12 protein-coding genes are annotated in these 11,755 nt (G+C 68.2%); 11 read left to right on the plus strand and 1 reads right to left on the minus strand.

Annotated features, from left to right (window positions below):
* The first annotated feature begins 172 nt into the window (after positions 1–172).
* From OKW43_RS03410 to OKW43_RS03460, 11 genes are all read left to right on the plus strand, one after another.
* Positions 173–1,537, plus strand: a complete 1,365-nt coding sequence (locus OKW43_RS03410) for a formylmethanofuran dehydrogenase (RefSeq protein WP_429445259.1) — start codon at positions 173–175, stop codon at positions 1,535–1,537.
* On the plus strand, positions 1,534–3,228 hold the full coding sequence (locus OKW43_RS03415; protein WP_429445261.1) for a formylmethanofuran dehydrogenase subunit A: 1,695 nt from the start codon (positions 1,534–1,536) through the stop codon (positions 3,226–3,228). Before OKW43_RS03410 ends, OKW43_RS03415 begins: the two co-directional genes overlap by 4 nt.
* Before the next feature lie 10 nt (positions 3,229–3,238).
* A complete protein-coding gene (gene fhcD, locus OKW43_RS03420) occupies positions 3,239–4,210 on the plus strand; it encodes a formylmethanofuran--tetrahydromethanopterin N-formyltransferase (protein ID WP_429445263.1) in 972 nt (323 codons plus the stop codon).
* Complete coding sequence (locus OKW43_RS03425; protein ID WP_429445265.1) at positions 4,207–5,043, plus strand: formylmethanofuran dehydrogenase subunit C; 837 nt, start codon at positions 4,207–4,209, stop codon at positions 5,041–5,043. The genes fhcD and OKW43_RS03425 overlap by 4 nt, the downstream gene beginning before the upstream one ends.
* Positions 5,044–5,125: 82 nt before the next feature.
* On the plus strand, positions 5,126–5,710 hold the full coding sequence (locus OKW43_RS03430; RefSeq protein ID WP_429445267.1) for a cytochrome b: 585 nt from the start codon (positions 5,126–5,128) through the stop codon (positions 5,708–5,710).
* Positions 5,707–6,741, plus strand: a complete 1,035-nt coding sequence (locus OKW43_RS03435; RefSeq protein ID WP_429445269.1) for an alpha/beta fold hydrolase — start codon at positions 5,707–5,709, stop codon at positions 6,739–6,741. Before OKW43_RS03430 ends, OKW43_RS03435 begins: the two co-directional genes overlap by 4 nt.
* A complete protein-coding gene (gene pqqB / locus OKW43_RS03440) occupies positions 6,738–7,652 on the plus strand; it encodes a pyrroloquinoline quinone biosynthesis protein PqqB (RefSeq protein WP_429445271.1) in 915 nt (304 codons plus the stop codon). Before OKW43_RS03435 ends, pqqB begins: the two co-directional genes overlap by 4 nt.
* A gap of 75 nt (positions 7,653–7,727) precedes the next feature.
* Complete coding sequence (gene pqqC / locus OKW43_RS03445) at positions 7,728–8,486, plus strand: pyrroloquinoline-quinone synthase PqqC (RefSeq protein ID WP_429447315.1); 759 nt, start codon at positions 7,728–7,730, stop codon at positions 8,484–8,486.
* The gene (gene pqqD / locus OKW43_RS03450) at positions 8,483–8,761 is read left to right on the plus strand and encodes a pyrroloquinoline quinone biosynthesis peptide chaperone PqqD (protein WP_429445273.1); all 279 of its coding nucleotides are present in this window, start codon (positions 8,483–8,485) and stop codon (positions 8,759–8,761) included. The genes pqqC and pqqD overlap by 4 nt, the downstream gene beginning before the upstream one ends.
* A gap of 4 nt (positions 8,762–8,765) precedes the next feature.
* Complete coding sequence (gene pqqE / locus OKW43_RS03455) at positions 8,766–10,022, plus strand: pyrroloquinoline quinone biosynthesis protein PqqE (RefSeq protein WP_429445275.1); 1,257 nt, start codon at positions 8,766–8,768, stop codon at positions 10,020–10,022.
* Positions 10,019–10,681 carry a response regulator gene (locus tag OKW43_RS03460; protein ID WP_429445277.1) on the plus strand — a complete coding sequence of 221 codons (663 nt, stop codon included), beginning with the start codon at positions 10,019–10,021 and terminating at the stop codon, positions 10,679–10,681. The genes pqqE and OKW43_RS03460 overlap by 4 nt, the downstream gene beginning before the upstream one ends.
* Here the strand turns inward: OKW43_RS03460 and OKW43_RS03465 are convergent.
* Positions 10,651–11,646: a histidine kinase gene (locus OKW43_RS03465; RefSeq protein WP_187633330.1), complete on the minus strand. Its 996-nt coding sequence runs from the start codon at positions 11,644–11,646 to the stop codon at positions 10,651–10,653. The two genes, OKW43_RS03460 and OKW43_RS03465, sit on opposite strands and share 31 nt — an antisense overlap.
* Positions 11,647–11,755 lie beyond the last annotated feature (109 nt).

The raw sequence follows: 11,755 nt of genomic DNA on the forward strand, positions 1-11,755 counted from the left end.
GCTTTATGTAAACGGAACACAAGCTGGACGGTTTGCGTGTGACACTCTGCTCCAGAACGTCACACATGTTGTATGGCGCAACAGGCCGTTGAACGCGCAGCCCGCTTCGGCGCGGCCCCCGCTCGCTGCCGCCGCGTCCAAACTCGGCATGGAGCTTGCTAAAAGCTGCCCCATGCATAGCCCCTCCATCGATCCATCGCCCCCCAGCCCGAGCGCAACGCGCGCCGCGGCGCTCACACGCGACTGGATCTGTCCGTTCTGCCCTTTGCTGTGCGACGACCTGGTCGCCGCTTGCCGCGACGACGGCACGCTCGAGGTGCCGGACACCGAATGTCCGCGGCTCGCTCACGCGCTCGCCCACTACGCGGCGACGGACGCGCAATGCGTTTGCAGCGTCGATGGCAACGAAGTGGATAGGGATGCCGCGCTGGCGCGCGCCGCGCAGTGGTTAGCGAACGCGCACCGCCCACTGTTCGGCGGCCTCGCCACCGACGTCGCCGGCACCCGCGCGCTGTACCCGCTCGCCGCCGCCTGCGGCGCGATCCTCGATCATCTGCACGGCGATGCGCTGACGCCCGCGACGCTCGCGTTGCAGGACCGCGGCTCGTTCTTCACGACGCTGTCCGAAGTGCGCACGCGCGCCGACTTGCTGGTGTTCTTCGGTTGTCAGCCGTCGCGGCGCTACCCGCGCTTTTTCATCCGCGCGCTGGCGGGCACCGAACTCGCGCGCGAGCTGATCTTCGTCGGCTGCGAAGCGGACCCGGCCGCGGCCGGCTTCGCGCAAACGCGCATCGACACGCTGCTGCCGGACGCTGATGCGTACGACACGCTCGCGCTATGGTCGGCGCTCGCCGAAGGACGCGACGCGGGCGCGCTGCGTCAAGGCGCCGGCAGCGACGCGCTCGCGTCGTTGCACGCGCGCATCGCCAGCGCGCGCTATACGGTGGTCGTCTACGAACCGGCCGCGCTGCCCGCGCCGCACGCGGCGCTGCTGATCGAAGCGCTGCACCGGATCGTGAAGGCCGCGAATCGTACGACGCGCGCCGCGTGTGTCGCGCTCGGCGGCGACGATGGTGCGTTGACGGTCAATCAGACCGTCACGTGGCTGTCCGGCTTGCCGCTGCGCACGCGCGTGTCGAAGCCGGCGCGCGTCGCCGGCGCCGCGCCGCTCGATCACGATCCGCACCGCTATCGCACGGCGCGGCTGCTCGCCGAACGCGAAGTCGATGCGCTGTTGTGGATCGCGGGCTTCGTTCCGCAGACATGGCCCGCGTCGCTCGATCCCGCGCTTCCATTGATCGTGCTCGGCCATCCGGCGCTCGCGGATGCCGCGAGAGCGCGTGGCGCGAACACCGTGTTCGTGCCGGTCGCGACACCGGGCATCGACAGCGGCGGGCATCTGTTTCGCGTCGACGGTACGGTCGTGATGCCGCTCACCGCCGCGCGTGGTGTTGCGCTGGAGTCGGTCGCGTCGATTGCCGCGAAGTTGAGCGAACGGATGAGCGAACGATCGAGTCCGCGCGAGGACCCGCCATGACCCTCGTTCGGCTCAAGGGCGGCACGCTGTTCGACCCGATTCACAACGTCAACGGCGAGCGCCGCGACCTGACCTTCCGCGACGGCCGCATCGTCGACGTGCCGCCCACCGCGCCCGCCGATCGCGAATACGACGCGACCGGCATGATCGTGATGGCGGGCGGCATCGACCTGCATTCGCATATCGGCGGCGGCAAGACCAATCTGTCGCGCCTGCTGCTACCCGAGGACCATCGCGCCGATCCGCCGCGCGAGGCCGCCTACGAAGCGGCGCGCGACGACAACGGCCGCTATCTGCGTCTGCCGTCGTGCGGCGTGTGCACGCCGGGCACGCTCGCGACCGGCTACCGCTACGCCGAAATGGGCTACACGGCCGCATTCGAGCCGGCGATGATGCCGTCCAACGCACGCCACACGCACCTCGAAATGGGCGACACGCCGATCATCGATCACGGCGCGTACGTGATGCTCGGCAACGACGAACTATTCCTGCGAATGCTGGCCGCGCGCGACGACTTCGAACGTCTGCGCGATTACGTCGGCTGGACGATCGACGCGAGCAAGGCGCTCGGCGTCAAGGTGGTGAACCCCGGCGGCATCTCGGCGTTCAAGTTCAACCAACGCTCGCTCGACGTCGACGAGCCGCACGCGCACTACGGCATCACGCCGCGCGACGTGCTGCGCACGCTGACGCGCGCGCTGACCGAGCTGCGCGTGCCGCATCCGCTGCACGTGCACACGAGCAATCTCGGCGTGCCCGGCAACCTCGCCTCGACGATCGCGACGATGGACGCCGCCGACGGCCTGCCGATCCATCTGACGCATATCCAGTTTCACAGCTATGGCACCGACGGTTCACGCAAGTTTTCGTCGGGCGCGCGGCAGATTGCCGAGGCCGTAAACGCGCGGCCGAACGTGTCGATCGACGTCGGCCAGATCATCTTCGGACAGACCGTCACGGCCTCCGGTGACACGATGATGCAATTCCGCAACGCGCCGCTCGCGCGGCCGCACAAGTGGGTCGTGGGCGATATCGAGTGCGACGCGGGCTGCGGCGTGCTGCCGTTCCGTTATCGCGAACAGAGCTATGTGAACGCGCTGCAATGGATCATCGGCCTCGAGATTTTTCTGCTCGTCGACGACCCGTGGCGCGTCGCGATGACCACCGACCATCCGAACGGCGGCCCGTTTACCAGCTACCCGCATCTGATTCGCCTGCTGATGGACAAGCCGTTTCGCGATGAGCAGCTGGCGAAGCTGCATCCCGAAGCGCAGGTCGCCAGTGCGCTGCCGGAGCTCAAGCGCGAATTCTCGCTGTACGAGATCGCGATCATCACGCGCGCCGGTCCCGCGCGGCTGCTCGGCCTACGCGATCGCGGCCATCTCGGCGCGGGCGCGGCGGCGGATATCGCCGTATATCGCGACGAGCCGGACCGCGAGCGGATGTTCACGTCGCCGGCCTACGTGTTCAAGGACGGCGAGCTGGTCGCGCGTGACGGCACGCTGGTCGCGACGCCGACGGGCGGCATCCATTTCGTCGCGCCGCAGTACGATCGCGGCATCGAGAAGACGCTGCGCGCGTATAGCGACGCGCATCTCGCGAGCAACTTCGCCCACGCCGCGATCAGCGACGACGAAGCCTGCCGCTGCTGCCGCGGCGGACGGCTATTGCCCGTCGAATGTCTAACCTGACGCGTCCACGATGAACGCTCCCGCCCCGCTCGACATCAACGGCACCGCGATCGACGCGACCTTCGCCGAAGCCTTTCCGATGAAGGCGACCCGGCTCGTGATCACCGCGCACACGCCGACATGGGCGATGCACGCGGCGAACTCGCTGGCGGGCTTCGCGACCTCGGTGATCGGCTGCGGCTGCGAGGCGGGCATCGAGCGCGCGCTCGCGCCCGATGCAACGCCCGACGGCCGGCCCGGCGTCGCGGTGCTGTTGTTCGCGGTGTCGTCGAAGGAGCTCGCGAAGCAGATCGGGCGGCGCGTCGGCCAATGCGTGCTCACCTGCCCAAGCACGGCCGTCTACGGCGGCATCGATCCGGCCACGAGCCGCGCGCCGCTGTCCGACCCGGCGCCGCTCGGCAGCGGACTGCGCTTTTTCGGCGACGGCTGGCAGATCGCGAAGATGATCGACGCAGGGAACGGACCCACGCGTTACTGGCGTGTGCCGGTGATGGACGGCGAGTTCGTCTGCGAAGACACGGCGGCGACGGTCAAGGCCGTCGGCGGCGGCAACCTGCTGCTGCTCGGGCGCGACCTGGGCGCCGCGCTCGCGGCCGCCGAAGCCGCGGTCGCGGCGATGCGCCGGTTGCCGAACGTGATCATGCCGTTTCCCGGCGGCATCGTCCGGTCGGGCTCGAAGATCGGCTCGAAGTATGCGGGCGCGACCGCGTCGACCAACGACGCGTTCTGCCCGAGCCTGATCGGGCTCGCGCGGCGCAGCGAGTTGAGCGCGGAGGTGGGCTGCGTGCTCGAGATCGTCATCGACGGCCTGACCGACGCCGACGTCGGCGCGGCGATGACGGCCGGGATCGGCGCGGCCGCCGGGCTCGGCCGCTCGGCCGGCGTACTGCGCATTTCGGCGGGCAACTACGGCGGCAAGCTCGGGCCGTACCACTTTCATTTGCACGAACTGGCGGCGGACCTCGACGGGAGCCGCGCATGAGCACGACCACGTTGCGCGTGAAGACACCGCCCGGCTTTCGCGTCGATGCGGCCGCCCTGTCGCCCGCGGCGCTGGCCAGCATCAGCGTGGCCGAAATCGAGCGCATCGTGCTGCCGGGCGGCAACGAGCGCTGTGTGGTCGGCGACATATTCGAGGTTTCGCGCGATGACGCGCCCGTGTCCGGCGACGAGATGACCACGCTGCTGATCGACGGCGCCGCGCGCTGGCTCGACCGGCTCGGCGCGCGAATGGACGGCGGACGGCTCGTCGCGCGCGGCTCGGTGGGCGATTACAGCGGCTTCAGCATGAGCGGCGGCTTACTCGAAATCGAAGGCGACGCGGGGCACTTCACCGGCTGCGAAATGCGCGGCGGGCGTCTCACGGTGCGCGGCGACTGCGGCGACTTCGCCGCCGGCGCGCTGACGGGCGATATGGAAGGCATGAGCGGCGGCACGCTGACGATCCACGGCAACGCGGGCGCGCGGCTCGCCGACCGGATGCGCCGCGGCCTCGTGCTGGTCGGCGGCAACGCGGGCGACTTCGCGGCGGCGCGACTGGTGGCGGGGACCGTCGGCGTGGCGGGGCAACTGGGCGCGCATTATGCCTATGCAATGAGGCGTGGCACGCTGCTGCTCGCGCAACGGCCCGAGCCACTGCCGCCCCCTACTTTCACCGGCGGCGGACACGGTTTCGACGTATTCTGGTCATTGCTCATACGCAGTCTCGCCGCCGAAATCGCGCCGTTTTCGCTGTGGCGCGCGGACCGTCTGCCGGTCCGCTTCACGGGCGACCTCGCGGTCGACGGCCGCGGCGAAATATTGATCGTCGGCTGACTCAGCGCTATGTCAGCCAGGACTGAAACGATGTTCGGCCATCAACAGACATCCCGCAACGATGTTGCATGGAGACAGGGGCATGACGACAGCGGATTCTGCCAACGCGAAGCCTGATATCGACGCCGACGCAGCCGCCAGTGCGGGCGGCCCGCGCTATGCCGGGCTGCTGATCGCGTTGCATTGGCTGATCGCGCTCGGCATCGTCGGGCTGCTCGCGCTCGGGCTTTATATGGTCGGATTGCCGAAGGGCTTGCCTGTCAAGGCGACGCTGATCAATCTGCACAAGTCGCTCGGACTGACGGTTTTCCTGCTGGTGCTTTTGCGCATCGTCGCGCGGCTGGTCCTTCACCGGCCTCCGCTGCCGCCGATGCCACCGTGGCAACGCGCCGCCGCGCGCACTACGCAGGGTCTTTTATATGTCGGCATGGTGGCGATGCCGCTTGCCGGGTATCTCGGCTCGTCGTTCAACACCTACGGCACGCGCTTCTGGGGCATCCTGCTGCCGAAGTGGGGCTGGGACGACGCGCATCTGCGCGCGCTGTTCTTCGGCCTTCACCACGCCATCGGCTTCGCGCTGATCGCGCTGACCGTGCTGCACGTGGCGGGCGCGTTCAAGCATCAGTGGATCGATCGCGACAACCTGCTTGCGAGGATGCTGCCATGACGACACGCAGCGCATCGCACCGCATGCAAGCAGCCGCTGCGCTCGAAGCACATACACTGCGCACGCGCGACGGTCATCGCGTGTGGTATGCACTCGCCGGCGCGCGCGACGGCGTGCCGGTCGCGGTGCTGCACGGCGGCCCGGGCAGCGGTAGTCAGCCCGGCGTGCTGCGGCTCTTCGATCTGCAGCGCTTTCGCGTCGTGCTGATCGACCAGCGCGGCACGGGTGCATCGACGCCGCACGGCAGCGTGCGCCACAACCGCACCGACTATCTGATCGCCGATCTCGAAGCGATTCGCACGCGGCTCGGCTTCGCGCGCTGGGGCGTGCTCGGCGGATCGTGGGGCGCGGCGCTCGCGCTCGCGTATGCGGGCCAGTGTCCGCAGTCGGTGGCGGGCGTCGTGCTGCGCGGCCTGTTTCTGACGTCCGCGCGCGAAGTACGCGGTTTGTTCATCACTTCGCGCAAGCGTGCGCCGCGCGCATGGTCGAGACTGCGTGCCGCTGCCTGCTGTGAGCAACCCGCGACGCTGGCCGCGCGTTGCGCCACCCACTTGCAATATGGCGCGAACGAAGCGCGGCAACGCGCGCTCGCGCTAGCCTGGCGCGGCTATGAAAACGCGGTGCTCGCGAGCGCATCGCCGGGTGGCGCCGCACAACAACGTGCGAACCCGCGAAACACGCGCGACTCGCACCGCCACGCCCGCAAGCTGATCGGCAAATACCGGATTCAGGCGCACTACCTCGCGCATCGCTGCTGGCTCGGCGAAACGCGTTTGCTGTCGTTCGCGCGCCGCGCGGCCGCGGCCGGCGTGCCGATCGCGGCCGTGCATGGCTCGCGCGATCCGGTGTGTCCGCGCGGCAATCCGCGGCGCCTCGCGCGCGCGGTTCCGTCCACGCGCGTCGAGTATGTGAGCGAGGCGGGTCATCTGGCGAGCGACCCCGCGCTGCACGCGCGCGTCGCGCACGTGCTCGCAGCGATGTTCATTCCCACCGTCGACGAGGGGCGCAGCAGCCTGCGTCGCGCGGCATGAAGATCAAGGTGCTCGGCTCGTCGGCGGGTGGCGGCTTTCCGCAGTGGAACTGCAATTGCGGCAATTGCGACGGCGTGCGTCGCGGCACGGTGAAGGCGACGCGCCGCACGCAATCGTCGATCGCGCTCAGCGCGAACGGCGAGGACTGGCTGCTCGTCAACGCGTCGCCCGATCTGCTCGCGCAGATTGCCGCGCATGCCGAGCTGCAGCCGGCTCGGCGCGCGCGCGACAGCGGGATTGCCGCGGTGCTCGTGATCGACGCGCAGATCGACCACGTAACCGGCCTCTTGATGCTGCGCGAACGCGACACGCCGCTGCCGCTGTATGCGACCGATGCGGTCTGGCAAGACCTGCGCTCCGGCTTTCCGGTCGCGCCGATCCTGTCGCACTACTGCGGTGTCGAGCATCGCCGTATCGCGCTCGACGGCGCGCCGCTCGCGCTCGACGCGCTGCCCGGCATCCGCATCGACGCGTTGCCGCTATCGAGCAAGGCGCCGCCGTACTCGCCGCATCGCGACGCGCCGCAGCGCGGCGACAACATCGGGCTCACGCTGACGAACCTGCAATCGGGCCGGCGCGTGTTCTACGCGCCGGGGCTCGGCGCGATCGAGCCGCACGTGCTGGCGGCGATGCGCGGGGCCGATCTGCTGCTCGTCGACGGCACGCTATGGACTGACGACGAAATGATCCGCCTCGGCCTGTCGAAGAAGACGGCGGCGGATATGGGCCATCTACCGCAGAGCGGCGCGGGCGGCATGATCGAAACACTCGATTCGCTCGGCGCGAAGCGCAAGGTGCTGATCCATATCAACAACACGAATCCGATCCTGATCGAAGACGGCCCCGAGCGGCGCATGCTAGGCGAGCACGGTATCGAGGTCGCGTACGACGGAATGAGCTTCGAGCTTTGAAGTGCGCGGTGAAGAGTACAGAGACAGATGCGGTAACGAGGCGCGGCTGTGAACGACGATAAAACCGGAGACGGCATGAACGCGAAAGACATTCAGCACACAATACCGACACGCGACGCGAATACACCCCAAACGCAAGGCACCGACCTGCCTGCCTGGAGCCGTGAAGAATTCGAGGCGCAGTTGCGCGCGAAGGGCACCGCCTATCACATCCACCACCCGTTCAACGTGAAGATGAATAGCGGCGGCTGCTCGCGCGAGCAGATTCGCGGCTGGGTCGCGAACCGCTTCTACTATCAGATCAACATTCCGCTGAAGGATGCGGCCGTGCTGTCGAACTGCCCGGACCGCGAGACGCGCCGCCGCTGGGTGCTGCGCATTCTCGATCACGACGGCTACGGCGGCGCGGAAGGCGGCATCGAAACCTGGGCGCGTCTCGCGGACGCGGTCGGCTTGACGCGCGACGAACTGTGGTCGCTCGAACACGTGACGCCGGGCGTGCGCTTCGCCGTCGACGCGTATGTGAATTTCGCGCGTCGCGCGCCGTGGCAGGAAGCGGTGTGCTCGTCGCTGACCGAGATGTTCGCGCCGCAGGTGCATCGCGACCGGCTCGCGAGCTGGCCCGAGCACTATCCGTGGATCGAACCCGAGGGCCTCGCGTATTTCCGTTCGCGCATCTCACTCGCGCAGCGCGATGTGCAGCACGGACTCGAGGTCACGCTTGCCCATTTCACGCGACGCGATCAGCAGGAACGGGCGCTCGACATCCTGCAGTTCAAGCTCGACATTCTGTGGACCATGCTCGACGCGATCGAGAAGGCGTTTCCGCAATGAACGACTCGACACGCGCCGACCCCGCCACGCCGCTCGCGATTGCGAAGCCATTTCGCCTGCAATGGGAGCCCGCGCAGAACGCGCACGTGCTGCTGTACCCCGAGGGCATGGTGAAGCTCAATCAAAGCGCGGGAGAAATCCTCAAGCGCTGCGACGGCACACGCGACATCGATACGCTGATCGCCGAACTCGAACGCGCGTTCAACACGGCCGGCATCGGCAGCGAGGTGCGGGCCTTCATCGCCGACGCGCATGGGCGCGGCTGGCTGGAGTAGCGCGATGACCGATCTCTCCCAACCAGGTTCCCAACCAGGCTCGCAAGCCGGCGCGCAGCCGCAGACCAGCGTGGCGAACGCGGTGCCGCCACCGCTGTGGCTGCTCGCGGAGCTGACCTATCGCTGTCCGCTGCACTGCGCGTTTTGCTACAACCCGCTCGACTACACCGACCACAGCCGCGAACTGACCACCCGGCAATGGCTCGACGTGCTGCGCGACGCGCGCGCGCTCGGCGCGGTGCAGCTCGGCTTTTCGGGCGGCGAGCCGCTGGTGCGCGACGACGTCGAAGTGCTCGTCGAAGAAGCGCACAGACTCGGCTTCTACACGAACCTGATTACGTCGGGCGTCGGTCTCACCGATCAGCGCCTCGGCGATCTGAAGGCCGCCGGGCTCGATCACATCCAGCTGTCGTTCCAGGATTCGACGCAGCAGTTGAACGACTTCCTGAGCAGCACGCGCACGTTCGAACTGAAGCAACGCGTCGCCGTCGCGCTCAAACGGCACGGCTTTCCGATGGTGATGAACTGCGTGCTGCATCGCTACAACCTGCCGCACGTCGACAAAATCATCGACATGGCACTGGCTCTCGGCGCCGAATATCTTGAGCTTGCGAACACGCAATTCTACGGCTGGGCGCGCGCGAACCAGGCGCAACTGATGCCGACGCGCGAGCAGCTCGAAGAAGCCGAGGCGGTGGTCGCGCGCTATCGCCGCACGCATGGCGAGCGCTGCAAGATCTTCTTCGTCGTGCCCGACTACTTCGAGCGGCGTCCGAAGCGCTGCATGAACGGCTGGGGCGCGGTGTTTCTCGGCGTCGCGCCCGACGGCGCCGCGCTGCCGTGCCACGCGGCGCGTGGCCTGCCCGGCCTGACGCTGCCGAACGTGAAGGACATGCCGTTGCGCGACATCTGGTACGACAGCGACGCGTTCAACCGCTTTCGCGGCTTGCACTGGATGAAGGAGCCGTGCCGCAGCTGCGACGAAAAGGAACGCGACCTCGGCGGCTGCCGCTGCCAGGCCTTCCTGCTCACCGGCGACGCAGCCAACGCCGACCCCGTCTGCGACAAATCGCCGTTTCACGAAAGCGTGATCAAGATCGTTCAGCGCGCGGCATCGGCATCGGAAACCGCGGCGAGCGCAGCGGCCCGCGAACAGACGATCCTGTTCCGCAATGACGCGAACTCGCGCAAGTTCGCGGCGGCGGCCCGCGAGCCTGACCCCTGCGGCGATGACCGGGCCTCACCCGGAACCCCATCATGAGTGCCGACACCATCTCCGTTCTACTCGTCGACGACCATGCGGTCGTGCGCGAAGGCTACCGGCGTCTGCTCGAACTGAACGCCGACGTCGAGGTATGCGGCGAAGCGGGCGACGCCGCGCAGGCCTACCAGCGTTTTTGCGCGCTGCGGCCCGACGTGGTCGTGATGGACGTATCGCTGCCGGGCGCAAGCGGCATCGAAGCGATGCGGCGGATGCTCGCGCGCGAGCCGGACGCGCGCGTGCTGATCTTCAGCGCGCATGAGGAATCGATCTTCGTGCGGCGCGCGCTCGATGCCGGCGCGCTCGGCTACGTGACCAAGGCGAGCGCGCCCGACGTGCTGGTCGAAGCGGTGCGCTCGATTGCGCGGCGCGCCGGCTATCTGAGCCCGGACATCTCGCAGGCGCTCGCGCTGCGCACCGCGTTCAACGAAGGGCCGCCGGGGCGTCAGTTGTCGGCGCGCGAGTTCGAGGTGCTGCGGCTGCTGGTGCAAGGCTATACGCTGCCGAGCATCGCCGAAAAGCTGGGCCTGAGTCAGAAGACGGTGGCCAACCACCAGTCGGTGATCCGGCAGAAGTTCGGCGCCGACAACGGCGTGCAGCTCGCACAGATGGCAAGCCGCCTCGGACTTCAGTTCACGGGCTCGGCCAGTCCCGCGTGAGCGGGCACCCGCGCGCAGAACAGAAACCCGCCTTGCGGCTCGCTCGCGACGTGAAACTCGCCACCGAGCGCCTCGACGCGTTCGCGCATGCCGATCAGCCCGAGCCCGCTGCGCGGCTTCGTCAGATCGGTGCCGGGGCCGTCGTCGGCCATCGTGACGACGATCTCGTCGATCTGCGTGCCGTTGTGTTCGCGCGGCGCGCGCACCATGAACAGTTCGACGCGCGCGCGGCGCGCGAACTTCGACACGTTCGTCAGTCCTTCCTGCACCAGCCGATACAGCGTGATCGTCAGCGCATCGCTGAGGCCGCTGAAATCGCCTTCGACCGTCACCGAGAACGACGCGTCGGGCAAGCGCTCGCGCCAGCCGTCGACGCAATGTTCGAGTGCGCTCGGCAGGCCGAATTCGTCGAGACCGATCGGCCGCAGCCGGCGGATCATGCCGCCGATCTCGCGATACACATGCGTCGCGCTCTGCATCAGCCCAAGCGCGATGCGATGAATCTCCGGCTCGCGCTCGCCCGATAGATCGCGGATGCGCGCCGCGTCGAGCGAGATCGCGTTCAGGTATTGGCCCAGCTCGTCGTGCAGCTCGCGCGCCATATGGCGGCGCTCCTGTTCCTGCGCCTGCAGCGCCTGACTAGCGAGGCGCCGGTTGTCGGCGAGCAGCCGTTCGGCCTGTTCCTCCAGCATGCGGCGCTGGCGCACTTCGCGGCGCGCATCGCGATAGCGGCGCCGCGCGAACCACGCCAGCGCGATCGACAGCACGAATAGCGTGCCCGGCAACTCGTCGAGCTGGAAGCGCTCCATGCCGCGCGTGAACCGGTAGGCTTTCTCGCTGACATCGAACGCGGCGCCGAGTACCGCCGCGAGCACGGTCACGCCGACGACCCAGCCGACATCGCGCCAGATCGGCGACGGCGGCGGGCGGCCAGCGGAAGAGGAATGGATCGGTTCGCTTGACATGACGCTTGCATTCTACTCAGCGCCGGCACGCGCAGCGGGTTTTGCGCGGGTTTTGGGAACGCTTCCCTGGCAGATCGGGAAAAGCTCCCGCGCGGCTTACAGACGCGTA

This window comes from Paraburkholderia sp. WC7.3g (assembly GCF_050436345.1).
Classification (GTDB): domain Bacteria; phylum Pseudomonadota; class Gammaproteobacteria; order Burkholderiales; family Burkholderiaceae; genus Paraburkholderia; species Paraburkholderia podalyriae.